Below are 23,176 nucleotides of genomic sequence, written 5' to 3'. Positions count from 1 at the left end.
TAAAAGCCTGCGAGGTATCTCGTCTGTGTCGGGAATCGGCGAGAATCAATCGGTACGTATCAGAACGGTGCCTGGATACAAAGCAATACAAAACCGCTGGAAATCGGCTTTTTTGCCTTCGTGTGTATCCGCAGGCAAGCCGGATACACTGCAATACAAAGGGCGGCAGGCGAGCCCGCCCAGGCTCGATAGACTGTGTGGCATTCCCCATTCACCAGAGGTTTGGCCCAATGGATCACGTTGATCACATCCTCATCGTTGACGATGACCGCGAAATCCGCGAACTGGTTGGCAACTACCTGAAGAAGAACGGCCTGCGCACCACGGTCGTGGCGGATGGACGGCAAATGCGCGCCTTTCTGGAAACCACCCCGGTGGACCTGATCGTGCTGGACATCATGATGCCGGGTGACGATGGCCTGCTGCTCTGCCGCGAACTGCGCGCCGGCAAGCACAAGGCCACGCCAGTGCTGATGCTCACCGCCCGCAACGATGAAACCGATCGCATCCTCGGCCTGGAAATGGGTGCCGACGACTATCTGGTCAAGCCATTCGCTGCCCGTGAACTGCTGGCGCGGATCAACGCGGTGCTGCGACGCACCCGCATGCTGCCACCGAACCTGGTGGTGACCGAAGCCAGCCGCCTGTTGGCCTTTGGGCGCTGGCGCCTGGACACCTCGGCCCGTCACCTGCTCGATGCAGACGGCACCATGGTGGCCCTGAGCGGTGCTGAATATCGATTGCTGCGGGTGTTTCTCGACCATCCACAACGGGTGCTCAACCGCGATCAATTGCTCAATCTGACCCAGGGCCGCGACGCCGACCTGTTCGACCGTTCCATCGATCTTTTGGTCAGTCGTCTGCGCCAGCGCTTGCTCGACGACGCTCGCGAACCGGCCTACATCAAGACCGTGCGCAGCGAAGGCTATGTGTTTTCCCTGCCGGTGGAAATCCTGGGCGATCAATCATGACCCTGGCGCTGCATTGGCCGCGGACCCTGGCCTCGCGGCTGTCGCTGATATTCCTGATCGGCCTGATCCTCGCCCAGGCGCTGTCCTTCGGCGCGCAGTACTACGAACGCTACGAGTCCTCGAAAAACACCATGCTCGGCAACCTGGAAACCGACGTTTCCACGTCCGTTGCCATCCTCGACCGCTTGCCCGCCGATGAGCGAGCCGCCTGGCTCAAACAACTGGAGCGGCGCAATTACAGTTACATGCTCAATGAGGGGTCGCCGGGCACGCCCATCCGCACCGACATGCCCGATGCGCCCATTGCCATTGCCTCGATCAAAGACGCCATCGGCCACGATTACCCGATGACCTTTACCGACATCCCCGGGCCGAAAAAACATTTCCAGGTGCACTTGAACCTGGCCGATGGCAGCCCGCTGACCATCGACGTCCGCCCGGCGATGGTGCCGTTGTCGCCCTGGCTGCCCATCGTGTTGCTCGGGCAACTGGCGCTGATGCTGGCCTGCTCCTGGCTGGCGGTCAGAATCGCCATCCGCCCCCTCGCCCGCCTCGCCGGTGCGGTCGAAACCCTGGACCCCAACGCCCATCCCGTACTCCTGGACGAAAAAGGCCCGACCGAAGTCGCCCACGCCGCCAAGGCCTTCAACGCGATGCAGGCACGCATCGCGGCGTACCTGAAGGAACGCATGCAATTGCTCGCGGCAATCTCCCACGATCTGCAAACCCCGATCACCCGCATGAAACTGCGCGCCGAGTTCATGGACGACTCCAGCGAAAAAGACAAACTGTGGAACGACCTGGGCGAAATGGAACACCTGGTGCGCGAAGGCGTGGCCTACGCCCGCAGCATCCACGGTGCCACCGAAGAAAGCCGCCGCACCGACCTCGACTCGTTCCTCGACAGCCTGGTGTTCGACTATCAGGACGTGGGCAAGGATGTTCAGCTCAGCGGCAAGAGTGCCGCCGTCATCGACACACGCCCCCACGCCTTGCGCCGGGTGCTGGTCAACCTGACGGACAACGCATTGAAGTTTGCCGGTGCCGCCGAGTTGCGGGTGCAAAAGCAGGCCGATGGCAACCTCTCGATCAAGATCCTCGACCGTGGTCCGGGGATCGCCGAGGAAGAACTCAAGCAAGTGATGGAACCGTTCTACCGCGTTGAGAATTCCCGCAACCGCAGCACCGGCGGCACCGGGCTGGGGCTGGCGATCGCCCAGCAACTGGCGGTCGCGATTGGAGGCTCCTTGACCTTGAGCAATCGCGAAGGGGGCGGGTTGTGTGCGGAGTTGCGATTGCCGGGGCAGAAGGGTTTGGCTCAGGGGTGAGAATGCCGGACCAACCGTAGAAAATGGTCGGCTGTCAGGCCGCCTTCGCGGGCAAGCCCGCACACAGGGGGGGCGCCGTGATTACAACAACGACAAGGTGTAATTGATGATGAACCGGTTCTGATCCACGTTGCGCCCGGCATCGGTATTGGACTTGGCGTTACGCAGTGTGAACCCCACCCCCTTGAACGTACCCGATTGCAACACGTAGTCCAGGGTCATGTCGCGCTCCCACTCGGACTGGTCACTGGCGTTTTGCGCCTTGATGTCCGTCCCCTTCAGATACACGATCGAGGCTTTCAGGCCCGGCACGCCCAAGGGCGCGAAGTCGTAGGTGTATTGGCCGAAATTCGTCTGCTCGCCGGCCCGGGCAAAGTTCTGGATCATCTTGTCGGTGGGCAGGTAGACACTGCCGCCGCCCGCTCCCTTGTCCACCAGGCTGCCCTGGTTGGGCTGGACGAAGTTGCTGCCATCGCCCACACGTTGATGCCCCACCGACACTGCGTGACCACCGTGGCTGTAGGTGACCATCGCGGCCCAGGTGCTGTTGTCGATTTCACCATCGTTGTCGTCGGTGTAGCCCGATACCCGATAGCCTTGCGCGCGGCCGGAGGCAGAGCTGTTGGCACCGCTCGACGTGGTACGGAAGTAACGCAGGTCGGTGGTGAGCGAGCTTGCGCTGTCGATGAACAGGATGTGCGTCAGGCCGAGGAAGTTCTGGTTGTAGAAGTCTTCCAGTTGCGCGAAGTAATACTGGGTCTTCAGGTTCCTGGCGAGGTTGTAGTCACCGCCGGCGTAGTAGAACTTGTTGCTGTCCCGCGTGCTGCCGGCGACCGACAGACCTGTGCGGTCCGTCGAGGCGCGCCCTACCGCGTGCTCCAGCACACCGCCGGTCAACGTCAGGCCATCGATGTCGTTCGAGGTGACCTGCGCGCCGGTAAACGATTGCGGCAACACACGGGCATCGTTCGCCAGAAGGATCGGCAATTTCGGCAGCAAGGTGCCGTAGCGAAATTCAGTCTTGGCCACGCGCATTTTCGCCGTAGGGCCGAAGCTGCTCCAGGCATCGGCCGCGCCGTCGCCATCAGAGGGAATCATGCCGCTACCGACGTGGCGCCCTGCTCCGCTGTCCAGCGTGATGCCGAGCAACGCCTGGGCGTCGAGCCCGAACCCCACCGCGCCCTGCGTAAACCCGGACTCATAGCGCAACACGAAACCCTGGGCCGCCTCTTCGGTTTTCGAGGGGGCGGCGCTGCCATCGCGATTGTCGCTGTTGAAGTACAGGGTGCGCATCGACAGGCTGGCCTTGCTGTCTTCCAGAAAACCATGGCCTGCGGTATCGGCAGCCTGTGCGCACACCGAACTGGTGGCCAGCAGGACTGCAGTGGGAATCGCTCGTTTGAACATAGGGGGCTCCTGGGTGTTTCTTATCGTTATTTGAAGGTTTCACCGCCAGACAGGACCCGATTACCGCCCACGCATCAGCGCTCGATGAGTGACATGAGTCATCGGACGTTCGAGGTGAGGGTTGACTGACTGGCTTGTGAAACTCTTAAAACACTTCGAGAGGCTATTATCAAACGCGGTGAAAGTAGTTTTCGTACAGGGATAAGCCTTGTCGCACAGGGGTATGGACGATCACTGTTTTTGAATATCGGTGCGGCGGATTTTCATCATACTGACTTCATCGGCAGCGATCGGTGACTGCTGGTATGTCACTACAAGAGCAATGCCCCATGAACGATCAAATCGAACTTTACGGCGCGAACACCGGCAACAGCCTGAGGGCCGCGATTGCCCTGGAAGAGTCGGGCATCGCCTATACGGCACGCAGGCTCGACCTGTATGCACAGGAACACCGTGGCCCGGCCTTCCTGGCGCTTAACCCGGCCGGGAAAGTGCCGACCCTGATCGATCACGGGACAACTCCGGTGCTGGTCATCAACCAGTCCAACGCCATCATCCAGTACGCCGATTCCATTGCGCCCGGAAGGCTGGCCCCGGCGCAGCCAGGACCTGATCGCACCCGGGTAATCGACCGCTATTTCTTTTTCGTGACCGATGTCATCGCCCCCAGCCATGCCGCCTTTTTTCTGCACCAGGCGGGGCAGGCCAAGGCGGCGGCGATCATCGATCTGCGGGTGATTGAACAGCTCACCTACTCGGAAAGCTTTCTGACGGACGACTTCATGGCCGGAGCGCAGTTCTCCATGGCCGACATTTCGGCCTTCACCATTGCCACGGCATTCCGTGATCGGCTGGACTGGAAGCAACTGCCTCAGCTATCACGCTGGTTCGACACAGTCGAAGCCAGGCCGGCGGTTCAACGTGGCCTGAATGTGTTCAACCATTCCTGAACGTTCACCGAAAACAAAAATGCCCCCATGTCGCCGGGCATTTTCTGACGAACACGAAACGACTTTGCCTCAGTCGGTGTAGCCGAACTTCGCCGAACGGCTTTCCTGCGACTGGCTTCGCGTAGCGAGGCAGTAATACAACGGGCACGTCACCACCAGCCCCACCAGCCACGACAGGTCCGCGCCCTCCACCAGATTGGCATACGGTCCGACGTACAGTGAAGTATTGGCGAATGGCAGTTGCACGATGATGCCGATGAAGTAGGCAATGATCGCATGCAGGTTGAAGCGACCGTAGATACCGCCGTCGGCCCGGAAGATCGAGGCGATGTCATAGCGACGACGCTTGATCAGGTAAAAGTCGATCAGGTTGATCGAGGCCCACGGCACCAGCACCAGCAACAGCGCCAGAATCAGGCCGATGAATTGCGAAATGAAATTCGCCGAGGCACCCAGCGCCACCACGCAGCAACCCGCCAGCACGATGCCCGACAACACCACGCGCACCTTGATGCTGGGCGTCCATTGGCTGGCGAAGGTCTGGATCGAGGTGATGATCGACAGCACTGCGCCATACAGATTCAAGGCGTTGTGGCTGATGATGTTGAGCAGGAACAACACCATCAGGATCGGCCCCAGCCAACCGGTGGACTGCTTGACCGCCGCCATCGCCTCGGTGCCTTCCGGGGTCGCCAGTACCGCCACGGCGCCGAAGGTGAACGACAGGATCGTGCCCAGGGTCGCCCCCAGATACGTGGCCCAGAATGGCTTGGCGATCCCAATATCCGCAGGCAGGTAACGCGAGTAGTCCGACACATACGGCGAGAAGCTGATCTGCCAGATGATGCCCAGCGACACCGTGGCCAGCCAGCCGGACAGGTTGAACCCGCCGCGAGTGAAGAAGTCCGCCGGCAGATCATGGGCGAAGATATAGAGGAAACCGGCGAGCAAGGCACCGCCCATCACCCAGGTGCCGATGCGGTTCAGGGTATGGATGAAGCGATAACCGATCACCCCGATGGCCGTGGCGCTTAAGGCGCCGATGAGAATGCTGGCCGGCACCGGAACCGACGGCGCAATGCCGACAATCGATTTGCCTGCCAGCACGATGTTGGAAATGAAGAAACCGATGTAGATCAATGCCGCGAAGAACACGATCAGCAGCGCGCCATAGCGGCCGAACTGACCACGGCTCTGCACCATCTGCGGGATGCCCATGCACGGTCCCTGGGCCGACGCCAGCGCAATCACTACACCGCCGACCATGTGCCCGAGGGCTATCGCCAGCAACCCCCAGAACAGGTCGAGGTGGAACACCTGGACCACCATGGCGCCGGTGACGATGGGCAGTGGCGCGATGTTGGTGCTGAACCACAGGGTGAAGAGATCGCGGGCCTTCCCGTGGCGCTCTGCGAGTGGAACGTAGTCGACCGTATGGTTCTCGATCAACGGGTCTTGCCGGGACATCTGGGACATGTGCATGAACTCGAGTTTGTCTGTTCTTATCTTTGTATGAAGCCAAACCGGGGGGACTCTCTGGCCGCCCCTCAGATGCGGACCATATTATGGTATTCCAAGCTTTAAACAAGGCTGATCCGGTCTTTGAACAAGCATCTGAGCCGGCATCCTGCCCGATCCACGCCAGCGTTTGCTAGCTTAAAGCCCAGCAATCATTGGGTTCCAGACGAAAGCCTTACGTTTATCGGTTCACCTAAAAAGACCTTGCAATCGATGTATTACGGTATACCATCAGACCTATAAACACATAAAAACGCGTCACACCACCCGAGGACCGTCCAATGATCGATGCCGCCATCTACAAACAAGTCATGGGTTCGTTCCCGTCCGGAGTGACCGTGATCACCACCCTGGATGACGACGGGCAAATCGTTGGCCTGACCGCCAGCGCCTTCAGTTCGTTGTCGATGGACCCGGCTCTGGTGCTGTTCTGCCCCAATTACAGCTCCGACTCCTACCCGGTCCTGATCAAGAACAAACGTTTTGCCATCCACGTGCTTTCCGGCGGCCAGCAAAGCGAAGCCTATGCCTTCGCGCGCAAAGGCAAGGACAAGGCCCAGGGGATCGAGTGGACGTTGAGCGAGCTGGGCAACCCGATTCTGGCCAATGCCACGGCGGTCATCGAATGTGAGCTGTGGCGCGAATATGAAGGCGGTGACCACGCCATCATGGTCGGCGCGGTGAAAAACCTGATCGTGCCCCGCCAGAGCAGCGGGCCACTGGTGTATTGCCACGGCAAGATGGGCGCGTTGCCCGTTCTGGCCTGATCTCCGCCTTGTGGGAGCGAGCCTGCTCGCGAAGACGGTTTGTCAGTCACATCCACATGGCCCGGCAGACCGCTTTCGCGAGCAAGCTCGCTCCCACAGGTTGCTCACTGACCAGTGAGAAACATTTGCACAGATTTCGTATTATGGTATACCAATAATCAACAGGCCAGCGATCGACTGGCCGACAACAATAGATCCGAGGTAAGCGTCATGAAGTTTTCCCTGTTCGTACACATGGAACGTTGGGACGAGAGCGTCAGCCACCGCCAGTTGTTCGAAGACCTGACCGAACTGACGCTGATGGCCGAGGCCGGTGGTTTCAGCACCGTGTGGATCGGTGAACACCACTCCATGGAATACACCATCTCGCCAAGCCCGATGCCGCTGCTGGCTTACCTGGCGGGCAAGACCACCACCATTCACCTGGGCGCCGGCACCATCATCGCGCCGTTCTGGCATCCGCTGCGGGTGGCCGGTGAATGCGCGTTGCTCGATGTGATCAGCAACGGACGCATGGAAGTCGGCCTGGCCCGTGGCGCCTACCAGATCGAGTTCGACCGCATGGCCGGCGGCATGCCGGCCTCCTCCGGCGGCCAGGCGTTGCGGGAAATGGTTCCGGTGGTGCGGGCATTGTGGAACGGTGACTACGCCCATGACGGCGACATCTGGAAATTCCCGACCTCCACCAGCGTACCCAAGCCGATCCAGCAGCCGAACCCGCCGATGTGGATCGCCGCCCGCGACCCGGACTCGCACAACTTCGCCGTGGCCAACGGTTGCAACGTCATGGTCACGCCGTTGATGAAAGGCGACGAGGAAGTCCTCGACCTGAAGAACAAATTCCAGGCCGCGCTCGACAACAACCCCGGCGTGCCGCGACCGCAACTGATGGTACTGCGTCACACCCACGTGCACACCGCCGACGATCCTCAAGGCTGGGAAGTCGGGGCCAAGGCAATCTCCAGGTTCTATCGCACCTTCGATGCCTGGTTCGGCAACAAGACCACCCCGGTCAACGGCTTCCTCGCACCGAGCCCGGAAGAGAAATTCGCCGGTCGCCCTGAGTTCGAACTGGAAAGCCTGCACAAGACCGCCATGATCGGTACCCCGGAAGAAATCATTCCGCGCATCAAGTACTACCAGGAACTGGGGGTCGACGAATTCAGCTTCTGGTGCGATAACAGCCTGCCCCACGCGGAAAAGAAAAAATCCCTGGAGCTGTTCATCAAGCACGTGGTGCCAGCGTTCCGCTGATTGCGCCGCCCTGCTCCCCGGACGCGAAGCCGGGGGGCAGCACACCTCAACTGTGGGAGCGAGCTTGCTCGCGATGGACGCCAACGATAACGCGGGCCATCTGAAACACCGCGTTGTCTAGAGTTTTTCGCGAGCAGGCTCGCTCCTACATGGGTCGATTCCAATGATGACTGGTCACCTCCCATCACTCGCCCTTCCCTCCGGCGCCGCGCGGGCTTACCTGCGCGGTGAATGGACCGCTTCGCACCTGCATTTCAAGCGCCTGCGCGCCAGCGTTTCGGCCAAGCAGAACGGTTTCTGGCAAATAGTTCACTGAGCCCACCCGAACAGCCAATCACGCACCCCGCGTCTCGCCATTGCATGGCGCGTACGGTGCATCGTGTTTCGTCTTGATCAGGTTTGCCCAATGAACAATAACAACGCGCTGTTGATCATCGACATGCAGCAGGAGGACGGCTTCGTCCTGGAAAACTTCGACACAGTGGCTACCAATACCGCCACCCTGCTCGATACCGCCCGCCATCAGCGGATGCCTGTCATCTATACCCGCCACATCAATCAGGCCGACGGCAGTGACCTGCCCCACGGCGAACCTCTGGCCACCGACGGTGGCCCCGGCAGTTACCGCGCCGGTACCCGCCAAGTGGAAATCATCGAGTCGCTGACGCCGCAGCCCGGTGAATTGATCATCGACAAGGGCCGTTACAGTGCCTTCCACCGCACCGACCTCGATGCCCGACTCAAGGCAATGGCGGTCGACACGCTGATCGTCTGCGGTGTGTTGACCGACGTCTGCGTGCTGACCAGCGTGTTCGATGCCTTCGCCCTGGGTTATCGCGTGCGCCTGGTCAGCGATGCCTGCACCACGACCACCGAGGCCGGGCATTACTCGGCCCTGCTGATCATGGCCAACTGGGTCTACGCGCTGGAAATCCTCACCACGACTGAGTGCCAGCGCGCCCTGCAACAGCTCGATCACATCAGCCTGATCCCCGAGCAGCCGGACCTGTTTGCCCACCAGCCCCATGAGCTGCAAAGCACCATCGCCCGTCTGCAATCCCACCTCGTCCGGACTCAGGAGTGATCGCCATGCAAGTCGAAAAAAGAAGCATCGATTTCATCCCCGAAACCGAACGTCACGGCAAACCGGGTTCGCTGTTCTACATCTGGTTCGGCGCCAACATGAACATCACCACCATTGCATCCGGCGTGTTGCCGGTGGTGATGGGGCTCAACCTGTTCTGGAGTGCGCTGGCGATCATCATCGGCTCGTTGCTGGGGGCGATTTTCATGGCCTCCCACTCGGCCCAGGGACCGAAGCTGGGCATTCCGCAAATGATCCAGAGCCGGGCACAATTCGGCGTGTTGGGGGCGGTGTTGCCGCTGCTGTTCGTGATGCTGATCTACCTGGGTTTCTTCGTCAGCAACACCTTGCTCGCGGCCCAGGCGCTGGAGTCCGTCAGCCCACTGCCGATGTCCGGCAATATCTACCTGATCGGCGCGTTGTGCTTCGTCGTCGCGCTCTATGGCTATCGGTTGATTCACCGCTTGCAGAAGCTGCTGTCGATTCTGTCGCTGGTGGTGTTCGTGGCCGCCACGGTGCTCGCCTTGCAGTTGCCGATCCCGGCCGAACAATGGCTGCCAACAGGCTTCTCCCTGTCGAAGTTCCTGGTGGCGGTGAGCATTGCCGTGACCTGGCAACTGTCCTATGCACCTTATGTCGCCGACTATTCGCGCTACCTGCCGAGCAACACGCCCACCGCCCAGGTGTTCTGGTACAGCTACGCCGGCACGGTCAGCGGCGGCGCGTGGATGATGATTCTCGGGGCGATCCTGAGCGTCGGCATCGGCGACTTTTCCAGCAACGTCGGCGGGCATGTCGCCGGTCTGTTCGGCGCTGGCGCGGTGCTGCTGTTCGCCTTCATCGTCTACGGCCAGGTGTCGATCAACGTGTTCAACCTGTACGGCGCGTTCATGTCGACCATCACCGTGATCGAACCTTTCGCCCGGCTCAAGGTGACCCCGCGGGTACGCGGTGTGTTCATGCTGCTGATCAGCCTGCTGGCCACGGCCCTGTGCACCATCAGTCAGGACGACTTCATCAGCTTCTTCCTCAACTTCATCTTCTTCATGAGCTACTTCCTGATCCCGTGGACGGCGATCAATCTGGTGGACTACTACTGCCTGCGCAAAGGCCAGTACCGAATTGACGACATCTTCGACTTGAACGGGATCTACGGGCGGGTCAACCGGATTGCCTGCGGCAGTTTCCTGCTGGCGATTGCCCTGGAAATTCCGTTCATGAACACCACGCTGTATGTCGGCCCTGTGGCCACGGCGCTGGACGGGGTGGACCTGGCGTGGATCGTCGGGTTGCTGGTGCCGGCGTTGAGTTATTACTGGCTGATGAAGCTCGGCAAGCGAGCGCCGATGATGGAGTCAGCGGCCGACTAAATTTCAGGCAAAAAAAATCCCAGGCAGCTGATGGACGCCTGGGATTTAAAAATGCATAAACCGTGGTGGTGAACGCGGCGCGGATATTACGGAATATTTCGGCCTGTAACAAGATATTTTTATTCACTATCCAGTTACTAAACGCTCTAACCCATTAAATATCCACATATTTTCTAAGGGCGACTAGAGAAACCAGCGATACTCCCGCGCGCTGATGTCATGCAGAAATGCCAGATGATCCTGACGTTTGTTCTCGCAATAGACGTCCACAAACTCTGCCCCCAAGCCTTCGCGCAGCGCTGCATGATGTTGCATGGACTGCACCGCTTCGAGCATTTCCAATGGAAAATCGATGCCACTGCCGCGGTCTTCGTTGAGCGGTGCAATCGGCTCGCGCTCCCCTTCCAGGCCTTGCTCTAACCCCACCAGAATCGCCGCCAATGCCAGATACGGGTTGGCATCGGCGCCCGCCAGACGATGTTCAATGCGCAGGTTTTTGATGTCCGACTCCGGAATCCGCAAGCAGGCATCGCGATCCTCGAAGCCCCAACTGGCGCGGGACGCGACGTTCACCGTGCCGCTCAGGCGGCGCATGGCATTGTGGTTCGGGGCAAAAATCGGCATGCAGTGCGGCAACACATCCAGGCAACCGGCCACCGCATGGCGCAGCGCCCGCTGGCCGTTCGCCGCCAGCAGGTTGTTGCCGGCATGGTCATACAGGCTGACATGCACGTGCATGCCGCTGCCGGGGTGTTGCAAGTAAGGTTTGGCCATGAAGCTGGCGCGCAGGTTGTGCTTGAGCGCCACGCCCCGGGTGCTGCGGCAGAACAGGGCCGCCCAGTCGGCGGCGCGCAGGCCGTCATCGCAATGGCCGAAGTTGATTTCGAACTGGCCCGGGCCGAGTTCGGCGGTGATCACCGTGGCATCGACGCCCTGGGCTCGTGCCGTCTCGACCATTTCATCGAGCACCGGGGCGAAGCGCGACAAGCGTTCGATGTGCATGTTCGGCTGATCGTCGGCATCGCCGGTCAACTCATCACGGGGAAATTGCGGCAAGCCGTCCTTCAAGCGGCTGTCGAACAGGTAAAACTCCAGCTCGAAGGCCACCACCGGGAAAATGCCTTTGCGGTGCAGACGGTCCAGCACCCGCGCCAGCACTTCACGGGGTTCGAATTCGATGGGCTTTTCGGTGCCGTCGGAGGTGATCAGCATCTGGCCCAAGGGCTGCTTTTCCCAGCTCACCAGTTTCAGCGTGCCGGGCACCAAACGGCGCAGCGCGTCCGGATCACCATCGTTGAAGCAGTAATCGCCGATTTTGAACAGCCCACCCTGGGTGCCGAGCAGCACGCAGTTCTGCGGCAGCTTCAATGCACTGCCGGCAGCGACTTTTTCCAGCATCTCGATCGGGTAGCGCTTGCCGTAGAAATGCCCCGGAATGTCCAGGGAGATCAGGTCGACGTAACGCACTTCGGGGTTGCAGTGGCGGAAGTTGCGAACCTCGGCCAGCAGTTCAGAGCACACAGCATCCATCGTTTTGTTCCTTGTTGTTATCAGGTGTAAACCCAAAGCACGCGGGTCAGTTGGTCGGACAGGTTGCCGTAGCGGCAGTGCGCATGGCTGGCCAGTTGAAAGCTGTCGCCGGGATGCAGGGTCACCGGTTCGTTGTCGTCGAGCCACAGGGTCAGTTCCCCTTCCAGGACATAACCGCCCTGCTCGGAGCTGTCCTTCATGTGCCGGTCACCGCTGCTGGCACCGGGTTCGAGCTGGCTTTCGAGCATCGAGAACGACGCGCGCATTTTCGGCGAAACGAGGATGTCGGTGATGCCATCGGCGTAGTACAGCGTGCGGCGCTCGTCCGGGCGGGTAACCCAGGACAAGGCCATGGGTTTGGGCAGGCTGTAGAAATAGGTGGTCGGCACCCCCAGGGTTTCGCTGATGGCGGTCAGGTCCGCCACCGTCGGGCGCGACAGGCCGCGCTCGACCTGGGACAGAAAACCCACGGAGCGGCCGATTTTGTCCGCCAGTTCCTTCAGGGTGTACTTCTTGTGTTTGCGCAGGTCCTGGATCAGGATCGCCAGCGCCGAGATTTCTTCTTGCATGTCCATCTAGAGGCTTCCAGAAAGTGTCGCTTCAAATGCTGTCGCGCAGTCGATACCAGGCCTTGCCGATGGCTTCCAGCGGCGCGGCCAGGTATTTGCCGCCGGGAAAACTGCCGTTGTTCAGGCCTTGGTACAGGGACAACTCGTCGGGCTGACCGAGTACCGCGTCGGACACCGCCCTCGCCGCAGCCAGTGTCGGCAGCACGCCATGCCCGGAATACCCCTGCATCCAGTACAGATCGCCACGGCGGCCGATATCTGGTGTGCGCTTGAGGGTCAGGTCGATGTGGCCGCCCCAGGCAAACTCCAGGTCGACGCCGGTGAGTTGCGGGAACACGCGCTCCAGGAACGGCCGGGTCGCGGCGGCGATGTCCTTGGGCATGCCGCCAAGGTAAGTGCAACCGCCGCCGAACAGCAGGCGGTTATCCGGGGTGCGGCGGAAATAATCGAGCACGAACTGGTTGTCGGTCACGCACACATTGCTCGGCAACAGCGCGGTGGCTAACTCCTTCGTCAGCGGCGCGGTCGCGACCTGATAGGTCCCGACCGGCAACACGCAACTGGCCAGTTGCGGGTCGAGTCGATCGAGGTAAGCGTTGCACGCCAGCACCAGCACATCGGCGCGAATACGACCGCGCTCGGTGGTCACCACAAATCCGTCGCCCTCCTCGCCATAGCTCAGCGCCTTGCTTTGCTCGTGGATGCGGCCACCGGCCCGCTCGATCGCATCCGCAAGGCCCAGGGCCAATTTCAGCGGATTCAAATGCCCGCCCTCGGGATCGAACAGGCCGGCCTGATAACGCTCGCTGGCAACCCACTGCGGCAAATCGCTGCGCTCGATAAATTGCAGTTTGTCGTGGCCCCACTTGTGGCTGGCCTCGTGTTGCCACTCGGTCAGCAGGCCTACCCGACGGGGCATCACCGAGGTCCAGAGATGGCCCGCGCGGTAGTCACAATCGAACTCATGGCGGCCGGGCAAGTCACGCAGCTCCCGCGCGGCCCAGCGCATGCCGTCCCACAATCGCCGCGCCCGTTCGTAACCCAGCGCCGCTTCCAGCGGTGGCATGTCGCACGACCAGCCGAGAATCGCCTGACCGCCATTACGCCCGGACGCGGCCCAGGCCACCCGGCTGGCTTCGAGCAAGGTCACGCGCTTGCCGGCCAGCGCCAGACGCAAAGCCGTGTGCAATCCACTGAACCCGGCCCCGATGATCAGCACTTCGGTGTCCTGTTCACCTTCCAGTGCAGCTCGATTGACCAGACGATCGGCGCAGGTATGGGCGTAGTAACTGGCGACATGCCGGGTGGATTGCTGAAACATACGGCCTCGTGAAATTTTGTATTTTTAATTTCATGAAAAAATACACGGTAAATTTCACACAAGCAATCAACGCGTAAAAAATCCCGCTCAGGCGAACCCGAGCGGGATGTTTTTATTCAGACGTGACGTTCGAATCAATCAGGCCACGGGAATCATCGGATCCGCCGAAGCCAGCGCCGAGGCGCGATCAGCCGCCGGTGGGTAGATCCACTGGGTGTTGATCTGAGTCTTCAATGCCTTGGCTTCGTGCTTGACCAATTTGACCTGACGATCCCAACCCTCGGTGTACACCGCGCCCCAAGCGCCCAGATCGAGGCAGGTCACGTATTTCGGCTGGCTGTACGGCGTCGGGTCGACACCGAGAAGCTGCGCGGCGACATTGTTGCCGGCATGGCGGCCCAGCGAAATAGCATGCTGACAGGTCATCAAGGCGTAGTTACCGATCTCGTCACTGGCCGCATAGGCGACGTCGCCGGTAGCGAAGATGTCGTTCTGGCCAATGACTTTCAGGTGCGCGTCAACATGCAGACGGCCCAGGTGATCACGTTCGGCGGGAATCTGCTCGGTCAGGGAGCTGGCGCGAACGCCGGTGGTCCAGACCACGGTTTTTGCATCGATGCGCGCCCCGTCGGACAGGGTGACGCCGTCGGCATCGACCGACACAACCGAAGCTTTCAAGTGCCATTGCACGCCGGTCGCCACGCTGGCCTCAACAATCGATTCGGCGATTTGCTCACCCATCGAGCCGCCCACTTTATCGCCGCGGTCCACGATGATCACATTGATGTCGGCACGGTCGCCGAAGATGGCCCGCAGACGGGTCGGCATTTCAGTCGCCGTTTCGATCCCGGTGAAACCGCCACCGGCCACCACCACCGTGTTGCGCGCCTTGCTTTCGGGCTGGCTGGCCAGCGCCTTGAGGTGGTTTTCCAGGCGAACGGCCTGCTCGATCTGATCGACATCGAAGGCATGTTCGGCCACGCCCGGAGTGCTCGACGAAGCCAGGCGACTGCCGGTAGCCAGAACGAGTTTGTCGTAGCTGCAGACTTGTCGGGTCCCAGCGGCATCGACATAGCCGACCTGCTTTTGCTCGACGTTGATGGTCTGCGCCGCGCCCTTGATGAACCTGACCCCTACAGCATCAAACAGATCGCCAATCGGCGCGGCCAGTTGATGGGCATTCGGTTCGTAGAAGCGCGGACGCACACGGAGTTCGGCCTGAGGCGCCAGCACGGTCACTTCAACATCGTTGTGGCCGTGAATGTCGAACAGGCGCGTGGCACTCAATGCGGTCCACATGCCACCGAAACCTGCGCCGATCACCAGAATGTGCTGTTTCATTTTTTGACTCCTGGGGGGAATGACCAAGTGTTGAAAATCGTTGAGCGGTTTAAGGACCGACGCGGGCTTGTACCCAGATAAGCGTCTGCCACTGCGACCGAGCAACTACGACTGTATTGATCCTAGTTAAATCCCGCAACAGGTTTTTATCGAGGGCTGCCACCGAAAAACGTGACCCATGACCTGAGCCCCCTGTATTCAGCGCATCACAGGAGTGTTTTGCTGTCATGAAAAAAGATCCAACGAGAAGGGATTCGTTGCCTTGCTTGCTCTCGGCTGTTAGAATTTGCGACTAATTCAGTCGGAGATTTGCATGTCTCTTTACAGCGCGGGTGTCGAATACGGCATCCACTGCCTGCTTTTTCTGGTGGGTAATGGCGGCGACTCGCGCGAAGCGAGCGTGCGCGACCTTGCCGATCTGCAAGGCGTCCCTCAGGACTATCTGGCGAAAATCTTCACCAAGCTGGCCAAGGCCAGACTGGTGGTCGCCACCGAAGGCGTGCGCGGTGGCTTCAAGCTGGCCCGGCCCGCTGACGAAATCACCTTGCTGGATATCGTCAATGCCATCGACGGCCGCAAGTCGATTTTCGATTGTCGGGAGATCCGTGGTCGTTGCGCCGTGTTTGACGGTGCCCCGCCTGAATGGGCACTGGAGGGTCTGTGCGCGATCAATGGCGCGATGATGGTTGCGCAAAAACGCATGGAAGAGGCCCTCGCGCAACAAACCATCCTCGACATCGCCAGGAAATTCGGGCGCAAGGCCCCGCCAGAGTTCGGCGTCAAAGTGGAAAGCTGGATGAACGAGCGCCGGGAACGCAAAAGTGCGGCCCAGGCCAGTGAGCAAATCATCCCGACGACCAACCTTTCAGACTGATCCACACAAAAAAAAACCGGATGCGCGCCAGGCATCCGGTTTTTTCTGGATTCAGGCGAACATCGGTCGCTGACCGATTTTCAGCCTCCCGCGCTTACAAACAGTCGCGCACGATTTTGCGCAGGTCGCCGGACTTGGCCCAAGGTGGCCCCTGATACAGCGAAACCCGGCTGCCTTCCTTGTACTTCACGATATCCAGCACTTCGTCGGCCGTGATCACGCTGGGCGCGGTGATGCGGAATCCGTTGGATATCGAAACCTGGGTCGTATTCGATACTTCCTTTTGCCAGGCAGGCAACACGCACGCCGCATACTCTTTTGGCGTCTTCTCGCTGTGCTTGCTGACATTCGGCTCACCCGGTACCAACGAAGCCGGCAACGAGCACCCGCCCAGCAATGCCAACACGACTCCCCCCATCAACATCCGCATGCTGTTTCCTTTAATTTGAAATAAGAAAATGTAGCTCGCCGTCGTCCCTACAGCCATCCCCAACGATTCAGCGACTGTCATTGATATCGCTTGCCCCGGTTAGTTCCTTGAATTCAGATAATCCATCCATCTTTCGCAGGCGTCATGGTTGGTCGCCGCCTCCAGGTCAGCGATCAATTTCTGGGCCATGGCCCTGAAATCATCGGTTGTGGTCATTTTACGTCGCCCCCGCAGGAACAATCAGCACTTGAGTAGGACAGCTTACTTTTTCGTTCGCTGTTGTTTTCCCGACCAAAGGAAACCTCGCTGACTCAGACGAACACAACATACGGCGCGGTAAACAGGTCTAAAATTTTGGTGTGCAAAGTTCAGGAGGTCATCATGTGGCTTAACAAATCGGAACAAGAACTTCGGCGCGATCTGCAAGGGCTTGCGTCAGATTTGCGCTGGTCGGCCGTCGAGCTGTTGCGCATCGAGCAGCAATTGCGCCTGCTCGGGAGCGAAGTCGACGCGCAAGCCGTTCAAAGACTGTGTTCTTTATTTCAGGGCGATGAAGAAAAACTGTCCGGCTACGCCGAGGAAGTGAAGGCCAAGGTCATTAGCCGCAACAAGGCTCAATAGCGGGAGCGCTGCCATGAACAGACCTCTATTCACGCTGGTCGTCGTACTGTCCGCGTTGGCAGGCTGCAGCACCAACTCGATCTACAAGGATCAGCCGCTGGTCGCGAAAGTCGACACCGGCATGACCCAGGAGCAAGTCCGGCAAATCGGCGGCCAGCCGCTGGCGGTCAGCGATCGTAGCGTCGAACCCGGTACGTGCTTTGACTACAAACTGACTCATGCCGACCATCAGCAGCCGTACAACGTCAGTTTCGACGGCCGCGGCATGGTCGACCACAAGAGCTTCATGACCTGCGCGGAGTGGAGCCACACGCAGCAAAAGGCCAGGGAACCCTCCCGCCCCAGCGGAGGCGGCGGCTACTAGCGCCCTTAAGGATTTTGCAGGCTGTAGGAGCGAGCTTGCTCGCGATGGACTCAAGCGCGGCGGGTTTAGCCAGGAAACACGCGTTATCGTTAGCGACCATCGCGAGCAAGCTCGCTCCTACAGGGGGCTTCATTTTCCCGCTGGCCTGGCAGCACGTGCCCTGTAGCCGGGCAGCGATGCGGCAAATGCCAGCGCTTCTTCCCGACTGGCAAACGAGCCAAGCCGGTCGCCCTGGGTACATACCCGCCAGGGGCCGTTGTTCACGCTGAGTACGTCATAACCATTCATGTGCATCTTGTTCAACATCGGAACGCTCATAGTCACCTCCTCTCGGGCAGTGATCTCAGGTTGACTTGCCTACCTTACACCCACCCTTGTCCAAAATACCGACCAGACGTCGCCATGGAAATTCCCGAAATCGATTGCACTTTTCCTCGCATTGCCCCCTCGAATTACTCGTAAAGTGCTCAATCGGCCCTGACCCGAATGCTGCATTTCAATGCCTGCACCATCTCAACCGGCCATTAGGTAATCAATGAAAGTACGCGCAACGATCATCTTCGAGCAGGAAAGGCATGTACTGCTGGTACGCAAGCGAGGAGGACGCTGGACGCTGCCCGGCGGCAAGCTTGAACAGGGTGAAAGCGCAGCCGATGCCGCCGTTCGCGAGCTGCTGGAGGAAACCGGCCTGCGGGTCGACGAGTTGACATACGTGCTGGAACTGGAATCGGGCGGCACCCGACACCACGTATTCAAGGTGTCGGTGCTGAATCTGGAGCAATTGCGGCCGCTGAACGAAATCACCGATTGCATCTGGCACCCGCTTGATGCGCTACACAACCTGAACATCAGCGACGCCATGCGCAATATTGCCAGCACCTTTGTGCGCCGCTTGTAGGCCCTAGCCTTTGGCCAACGCCGTCGCAGCCCTGTCGATCAAGGCCGCCACTTCGGCGGGCATCGACGCCAATGACGCGTGGCTGGCATTCAAGGTCAGGATCTCCCGGGCGTTGAGTCGCGCGGCCATCCATTGCTGGTTCTGTGGCGCGATCATCCGGTCTGCGGTCGAAATCTGATACCACGATGGCTTTTTCTTCCAGGCCACCGTTCCAATCGTGTCACCGAAGGTACTCGCCAGCGGCGCTTTCTGGGTGATACCCATGACCAACCCTTCGGTCGCCGGCAGGTCCTGACAGAAGCTTTCGTGGTAGAGCTCAGGCTTGACCCACAGGTATCCGTCGCTGTCGGGAGCCAGGTTGGCCGCCGCCGCTGGCAGATGCCTTTGCGTGATGCCACCGGGGCTTTCACCGGCGTCCGGTGCGAACGCGGCGATGTACACCAGGCCCACCACATTCGGCAAATCACCCGCTTCGGTGATCACCGCGCCGCCATAGGAATGCCCCACCAGCAGCACCGGACCGGGCACCTGGGCGACCATCTTGCGCGTACGCTCGGCATCATCGGCCAGCGAAGTCAGTGGCAACTCGACGGCACGAATGCGCGTGTCACCACGGCTGACCAATTTAACGATGACCTTGTTCCAGTGGGCAGCGCCGCCCCAAAAACCATGGACCAGCACGATCGTGGGTTTATCACTCATCACCATGACTCCGTTTGCCGATGGGGTTGTCTGTCGTTCGCCTCAGCCCTGATCGCCTCCGCCCACGGGCATGACCATGCCGGTGATATAGGACGCGTCGTCGCTGGCCAGAAACAGAATAGCCCCCGCCTGCTCATCCAGGGTGCCGTAGCGTTTCATCAAACTGCTGTCGAGGGTCTGGTCGACGATCTGCTGGTACCAGAGTTTTTCCTGCTCACTCTGCTCGGCACCATTGCGGGGTATGCGTCGCGGCGGTGCTTCGGTGCCACCAGGCGCCGTGGCGTTGACTCGCACGCCGCGACCGGCGGTTTCGAACGCCAGACAAGCGGTCAAGGCATTGACCCCACCCTTTGCCGCACCGTAGGGCACGCGGTTGAGGCTGCGGGTGGCGATGGAGGAAACGTTGACGATCGCACCGCTGCCCTGCTGCAACATGAACGGCAGCGCGGCATGGCAACACCACAAGGTCGGGAACAGCGAACGGCGAACCTCGGCCTCGATCTGTGACGCTTCATAGTGCTCGAACGGCTTGGCCCAGATCGTCCCGCCGACGTTATTGACCAGCACATCGAGGCGACTGAAGCGCTCGACGGCGGTTTGCATCACCCGACTGCATTCCTCGTATTGCTCAAGGTCGGCGGTCAGGGCCAGTACCTGGGTGGTTGGCGCCAACTGTTGCTGGACTTCGAACACCAGGTCGGAGCGATCCACCAGGATCAGCTTCGCCCCTTCGGCGGCCATACGCTCGGCCACCCGCCGCCCGATACCTTGGGCGGCACCGGTGATCAGGGCGACTTTTTCGTGAAATCTGTTCATGTGTACCTCATGAAGAAGGTTGCCGTTCAACTGTGGGAGCGAGCTTGCTCGCGAAGAGGTCCTTCCAGTCAACATATCTGGTGACTGCCAGACCGCTATCGCGAGCAAGCTCGCTCCCACAGGGGGTATTTACCAAGCAAGGGAAATCGCCTGCGACTCACGCCGCGCTGGCAGCAAATTTTTCGTAGTAGAAATTCGCCGGTTTGATGCCTTGCTCGCCAATGTACCGGCTGACGGCTTCGACCATCGGCGGCGGGCCGCACAGGTAGACGTCGACGTCGCCATCGTTCAAATGCCTGGGCTCGATGTGCTGGGTCACATAGCCCTTGAGCGGGTGTTGGCTCTCGGGGCTGGCGACGCAGGCGCTGAAGGTGAAGTTGGGGATGCGCGCGGCAAAGGCTTCGAGGCGGTCGAGTTCCACCAGGTCGAAATCGTGGGTCACGCCGTAGATCAGATGCAGCGGGTGATCGCTGCCCTGCTCGGCGATCTTCTCCAGCATCGCGGTGAACGGCGCCAGCCCGGTGCCACCGGCCAGCAGCAACAACGGCCGACGGATGTCGCGCAGGTAGAAGCTGCCCAAGGGACCGGCCAGGCTCATGCAGTCGCCGGCCTTGGCCATGCCGGTGAGGAAGCTGCTCATCAGGCCACCCGGCACGTTGCGGATCAGGAAACTGACCTCACCGTCGCGCTGCAACGAGCTGAACGAATAGGCACGGGTCTGCTCGCTGCCGGGAATCCCCAGGTTCACGTATTGCCCCGGCAGGAACGCCAGTTTGCTCAGGGATTCGCCCTTGATCGACAGCGCGATAGTGCTGTCGGACAGTTGGCGCACGGCACTGATGGTCGCGTCGTAGCTGGCCTGACGGGTGCGACAAACCTCGGAGGACGTCGGCACCCGCACCACGCAATCGCTCTGGGCGCGCATCTGGCAGGTCAGGACAAAACCCTGCGCGGCCTCTTCAGGACTGAGGGCGTCTTCGATGTACTCCTCGCCCAGATCGTAGGTGCCGGCTTCGGCAAAACACTTGCAGGTTCCGCAAGCACCGTCGCGGCAGTCCAGCGGGATGTTGATGCCCTGGCGGTACGCGGCATCGGCCACGGTTTCGCCGACGTTGGCGTCGATGAACCGGGTGACGCCGTCTTCAAAATTGAACGCAATGGAATGGGTCATGACGGCAGTCTCACAAGTGGTAGACATCGATGACCTGGCGAACGTAATCGTTCTTCAGAATCACTTTCTTGGCCAGGATCAGCGGGTTTTCACCGCGCACGTCGAGGGTGTAGAAACTGCTGCCGAAATAGCTGTCGACGGTCTTGTAGCGAAAACTCAGGGTGTGCCAGTTGAAGCGCACCTTGCACAGTCCGTCGGCCTGTTCGAGCAGCTCGATGTTGCTGATGTTGTGGGAGGTGCGGGTGTCCGGCACGCTGGCGCTGGAGCGCTCGGTCTTGATGCGGAAGACGCGGTCTTCAAGGCCCGTGCGGTTGCCGTACCAGATCAGCGAGATTTCCCGCTGCGGGTCTTCGGTCAACTCGTCGTTGTCGTCCCAGGACGGCATCCAGAATGTCGCGTCGGGGGCGTACAGTTCCAGCCACTCGTCCCACTGGCGGTCGTCGAGGTAGCGCGCCTCGCGGTAGAGGAAATCGCGCACGGCATCGTAAGAAATGGTCATTGCACGTCCTCCACGGCGATCAGCTTCGACTGTTCGGCAGCCAATGCCTTGAGCATGGTCTGCTGCCAGTACTTGTGTTGCAGCACGAACAGGCCTTCGTCCTCGGTGCGCACGCCGCTGAGCAGCGGATGCAGGTCGATTTCTTTTGCAGCCTCGTCAGCACCTTCAATCCAGTGCTCGGCGCCACGGGACATGTCGTTCCAGGTGGTGACGCTGCCCTGGTAGCTGGTCTGACAGGAGCGGAACTCTTCCAGATCGTCGGGCGTTGCCATGCCGCTGACGTTGAAGAAATCCTCGTACTGGCGAATCCGGCTCGAACGCGCGTGGTCGCTCTCGCCTTTGGGGGCGATGCAGTAGATGGTGATTTCCGTGCGGTTGACTGAGATCGGCCGGGCAATGCGGATCTGCGAGCTGAACTGGTCCATCAGGTACACGTTCGGGTACAGGCACAGGTTGCGCGAGTTCTCGATCATCCAGTCGGCGCGAGCCTTGCCGAAGTCTTGCGCCAGCTCATCGCGGCGCTCGTACAGTGGACGGTCCTCAGGGTTGGCCCAACGGGTCCAGAGCAGCATGTGGCCCTTGTCGAAGGAATAGAAACCACCGCCCTGCTTGGCCCAGCTGCCGGCGCTCATGGTCGGGTTGGTGTCGCCGGCTTCGCGCTGCTTGCGCTGGTTCTGGGTGGCCGCGTAGTTCCAGTGCACGGAGCTGACGTGGTAGCCATCGGCGCCGTTCTCGGCGGTGAGTTTCCAGTTGCCTTCGTAGATGTAGCTGGAGGAGCCACGCAGCACCTCCAGGCCATCGGCGGACTGGTCGACGATCATGTCGATGATCTTCGCCGACTCGCCCAGGTGTTCGACCAGTGGCAGCACATCAGCTTTCAGGCTGCCGAACAGGAAGCCGCGATAGGACTCGAACCGCGCAACCTTGGTCAGGTCGTGGGAGCCTTCGCAGTTGAAACTCGACGGGTATCCGGCGTTGGCCGGGTCCTTGACCTTGAGCAGCTTGCCGGAGTTGTTGAAAGTCCAGCCGTGGAACGGGCAGGTGTAGGAGCTCTTGTTGCCGGACTTGTGCCGGCACAGGGTCGCGCCGCGATGACTGCAGGCGTTGATAAAGGCGTTGAGCACACCGTCCTTGTTGCGCGCGATGAAGATCGACTGGCGCCCCATGGTGGTGGTGTAGAAATCGTTGATGTTGGGGATCTGGCTTTCGTGGGCCAGATACAGCCAGTTGCCTTCGAAGATGTGTTCCATCTCCAGATCGAACAACCGGGGGTCGGTGAACATCTCGCGCTTGCAGCGATAGAGGCCTTGCTCGGGATCGTCTTCAAGCAGGGAATGCAAATATTCGGGTCGCAGGGTCATGGCCGCCGCCTCCATTGTTATTGTTCAGGC

The 23,176-nt window shown here is 60.3% G+C and carries 25 protein-coding genes; 12 read left to right on the top strand and 13 right to left on the bottom strand.

Annotated elements, in window-relative coordinates; genetic code table 11:
• The first annotated feature begins 230 nt into the window (after nucleotides 1-230).
• Together AC1RDQ_RS21395 and AC1RDQ_RS21390 are read left to right on the top strand one after the other, a co-directional pair.
• A complete protein-coding gene (locus AC1RDQ_RS21395; RefSeq protein WP_008023822.1) occupies nucleotides 231-971 on the top strand; it encodes a response regulator in 741 nt (246 codons plus the stop codon).
• Complete coding sequence (locus tag AC1RDQ_RS21390; protein ID WP_057715447.1) at nucleotides 968-2,299, top strand: ATP-binding protein; 1,332 nt, start codon at nucleotides 968-970, stop codon at nucleotides 2,297-2,299. The genes AC1RDQ_RS21395 and AC1RDQ_RS21390 overlap by 4 nt, the downstream gene beginning before the upstream one ends.
• 81 nt (nucleotides 2,300-2,380) lie before the next feature.
• Here AC1RDQ_RS21390 and AC1RDQ_RS21385 read toward each other — a convergent pair whose 3' ends face one another.
• Nucleotides 2,381-3,706, bottom strand: a complete 1,326-nt coding sequence (locus AC1RDQ_RS21385; RefSeq protein ID WP_492588045.1) for an OprD family porin — start codon at nucleotides 3,704-3,706, stop codon at nucleotides 2,381-2,383.
• A 329-nt stretch (nucleotides 3,707-4,035) separates the two neighbouring features.
• Between AC1RDQ_RS21385 and AC1RDQ_RS21380 the strand changes: the two genes are divergently transcribed.
• The gene (locus AC1RDQ_RS21380; protein WP_429522048.1) at nucleotides 4,036-4,656 is read left to right on the top strand and encodes a glutathione S-transferase family protein; all 621 of its coding nucleotides are present in this window, start codon (nucleotides 4,036-4,038) and stop codon (nucleotides 4,654-4,656) included.
• 69 nt (nucleotides 4,657-4,725) lie between these two features.
• Here the strand turns inward: AC1RDQ_RS21380 and AC1RDQ_RS21375 are convergent, their stop codons facing one another.
• Nucleotides 4,726-6,132, bottom strand: a complete 1,407-nt coding sequence (locus AC1RDQ_RS21375; protein ID WP_492588044.1) for a purine-cytosine permease family protein — start codon at nucleotides 6,130-6,132, stop codon at nucleotides 4,726-4,728.
• Nucleotides 6,133-6,455: 323 nt separating this feature from the next.
• On the opposite strand from AC1RDQ_RS21375, the gene AC1RDQ_RS21370 reads away from it, so the two are divergent.
• From AC1RDQ_RS21370 to AC1RDQ_RS21350, 5 genes are all read left to right on the top strand, one after another.
• Entirely contained in the window at nucleotides 6,456-6,941 is a 486-nt protein-coding gene (locus AC1RDQ_RS21370; protein ID WP_057715451.1) for a flavin reductase family protein, read from the top strand.
• Between the two features lie 210 nt (nucleotides 6,942-7,151).
• A complete protein-coding gene (locus AC1RDQ_RS21365) occupies nucleotides 7,152-8,195 on the top strand; it encodes an LLM class flavin-dependent oxidoreductase (protein ID WP_046043514.1) in 1,044 nt (347 codons plus the stop codon).
• A gap of 166 nt (nucleotides 8,196-8,361) precedes the next feature.
• Nucleotides 8,362-8,511 (top strand): hypothetical protein, encoded by a 150-nt coding sequence (locus AC1RDQ_RS21360; protein ID WP_167362844.1) that lies wholly within the window; start codon nucleotides 8,362-8,364, stop codon nucleotides 8,509-8,511.
• Between the two features lie 90 nt (nucleotides 8,512-8,601).
• The gene (locus AC1RDQ_RS21355) at nucleotides 8,602-9,279 is read left to right on the top strand and encodes a cysteine hydrolase family protein (RefSeq protein WP_492588043.1); all 678 of its coding nucleotides are present in this window, start codon (nucleotides 8,602-8,604) and stop codon (nucleotides 9,277-9,279) included.
• A 5-nt stretch (nucleotides 9,280-9,284) separates the two neighbouring features.
• Nucleotides 9,285-10,649, top strand: a complete 1,365-nt coding sequence (locus tag AC1RDQ_RS21350; protein ID WP_492588042.1) for a purine-cytosine permease family protein — start codon at nucleotides 9,285-9,287, stop codon at nucleotides 10,647-10,649.
• Between the two features lie 183 nt (nucleotides 10,650-10,832).
• Here the strand turns inward: AC1RDQ_RS21350 and AC1RDQ_RS21345 are convergent, their stop codons facing one another.
• From AC1RDQ_RS21345 to AC1RDQ_RS21330, 4 genes are all read right to left on the bottom strand, one after another.
• A complete protein-coding gene (locus AC1RDQ_RS21345) occupies nucleotides 10,833-12,179 on the bottom strand; it encodes a glutamine synthetase family protein (RefSeq protein WP_492588041.1) in 1,347 nt (448 codons plus the stop codon).
• Between the two features lie 20 nt (nucleotides 12,180-12,199).
• Nucleotides 12,200-12,754 carry a helix-turn-helix domain-containing protein gene (locus tag AC1RDQ_RS21340; protein ID WP_008000492.1) on the bottom strand — a complete coding sequence of 185 codons (555 nt, stop codon included), beginning with the start codon at nucleotides 12,752-12,754 and terminating at the stop codon, nucleotides 12,200-12,202.
• Nucleotides 12,755-12,779: 25 nt separating this feature from the next.
• A complete protein-coding gene (locus tag AC1RDQ_RS21335; RefSeq protein ID WP_492588040.1) occupies nucleotides 12,780-14,069 on the bottom strand; it encodes an NAD(P)/FAD-dependent oxidoreductase in 1,290 nt (429 codons plus the stop codon).
• Nucleotides 14,070-14,207: 138 nt separating this feature from the next.
• Nucleotides 14,208-15,410, bottom strand: a complete 1,203-nt coding sequence (locus AC1RDQ_RS21330; protein ID WP_492588039.1) for an NAD(P)/FAD-dependent oxidoreductase — start codon at nucleotides 15,408-15,410, stop codon at nucleotides 14,208-14,210.
• A 313-nt stretch (nucleotides 15,411-15,723) separates the two neighbouring features.
• Here AC1RDQ_RS21330 and AC1RDQ_RS21325 point away from each other — a divergent pair, with 313 nt between their 5' ends.
• Nucleotides 15,724-16,284, top strand: coding sequence for an RrF2 family transcriptional regulator (locus AC1RDQ_RS21325; RefSeq protein ID WP_090454745.1), 561 nt, complete (start codon nucleotides 15,724-15,726; stop codon nucleotides 16,282-16,284).
• A 94-nt stretch (nucleotides 16,285-16,378) separates the two neighbouring features.
• On the opposite strand, the gene AC1RDQ_RS21320 is transcribed toward AC1RDQ_RS21325, so the two are convergent.
• The gene (locus tag AC1RDQ_RS21320) at nucleotides 16,379-16,714 is read right to left on the bottom strand and encodes a hypothetical protein (protein WP_057715459.1); all 336 of its coding nucleotides are present in this window, start codon (nucleotides 16,712-16,714) and stop codon (nucleotides 16,379-16,381) included.
• Nucleotides 16,715-17,095: 381 nt separating this feature from the next.
• Here AC1RDQ_RS21320 and AC1RDQ_RS21315 point away from each other — a divergent pair, with 381 nt between their 5' ends.
• Entirely contained in the window at nucleotides 17,096-17,335 is a 240-nt protein-coding gene (locus tag AC1RDQ_RS21315) for a hypothetical protein (protein WP_057715461.1), read from the top strand.
• Nucleotides 17,336-17,348: 13 nt separating this feature from the next.
• Complete coding sequence (gene osmE / locus AC1RDQ_RS21310; RefSeq protein WP_492588037.1) at nucleotides 17,349-17,699, top strand: osmotically-inducible lipoprotein OsmE; 351 nt, start codon at nucleotides 17,349-17,351, stop codon at nucleotides 17,697-17,699.
• Nucleotides 17,700-17,828: 129 nt separating this feature from the next.
• Here the strand turns inward: osmE and AC1RDQ_RS21305 are convergent, their stop codons facing one another.
• Nucleotides 17,829-18,017, bottom strand: a complete 189-nt coding sequence (locus AC1RDQ_RS21305; RefSeq protein ID WP_057715463.1) for an SPOR domain-containing protein — start codon at nucleotides 18,015-18,017, stop codon at nucleotides 17,829-17,831.
• 217 nt (nucleotides 18,018-18,234) lie between these two features.
• On the opposite strand from AC1RDQ_RS21305, the gene AC1RDQ_RS21300 reads away from it, so the two are divergent.
• A complete protein-coding gene (locus tag AC1RDQ_RS21300; RefSeq protein WP_492588036.1) occupies nucleotides 18,235-18,597 on the top strand; it encodes an NUDIX hydrolase in 363 nt (120 codons plus the stop codon).
• A 3-nt stretch (nucleotides 18,598-18,600) separates the two neighbouring features.
• Here AC1RDQ_RS21300 and AC1RDQ_RS21295 read toward each other — a convergent pair whose 3' ends face one another.
• From AC1RDQ_RS21295 to benA, 5 genes are all read right to left on the bottom strand, one after another.
• Complete coding sequence (locus AC1RDQ_RS21295; protein ID WP_057715465.1) at nucleotides 18,601-19,299, bottom strand: alpha/beta hydrolase; 699 nt, start codon at nucleotides 19,297-19,299, stop codon at nucleotides 18,601-18,603.
• A 42-nt stretch (nucleotides 19,300-19,341) separates the two neighbouring features.
• A complete protein-coding gene (locus tag AC1RDQ_RS21290; RefSeq protein ID WP_090454739.1) occupies nucleotides 19,342-20,115 on the bottom strand; it encodes a 1,6-dihydroxycyclohexa-2,4-diene-1-carboxylate dehydrogenase in 774 nt (257 codons plus the stop codon).
• 157 nt (nucleotides 20,116-20,272) lie between these two features.
• Nucleotides 20,273-21,286: a benzoate 1,2-dioxygenase electron transfer component BenC gene (gene benC / locus AC1RDQ_RS21285; protein WP_492588035.1), complete on the bottom strand. Its 1,014-nt coding sequence runs from the start codon at nucleotides 21,284-21,286 to the stop codon at nucleotides 20,273-20,275.
• 10 nt (nucleotides 21,287-21,296) lie between these two features.
• Nucleotides 21,297-21,785 carry a benzoate 1,2-dioxygenase small subunit gene (benB, locus tag AC1RDQ_RS21280; protein ID WP_102672557.1) on the bottom strand — a complete coding sequence of 163 codons (489 nt, stop codon included), beginning with the start codon at nucleotides 21,783-21,785 and terminating at the stop codon, nucleotides 21,297-21,299.
• Complete coding sequence (benA, locus tag AC1RDQ_RS21275) at nucleotides 21,782-23,146, bottom strand: benzoate 1,2-dioxygenase large subunit (protein ID WP_057715469.1); 1,365 nt, start codon at nucleotides 23,144-23,146, stop codon at nucleotides 21,782-21,784. Before benA ends, benB begins: the two co-directional genes overlap by 4 nt.
• Nucleotides 23,147-23,176: the final 30 nt, after the last annotated feature.

This window comes from Pseudomonas sp. GW823-FHT02E01, from assembly GCF_058797535.1.
This window is presented reverse-complemented; position numbering and strand designations above follow the sequence as displayed.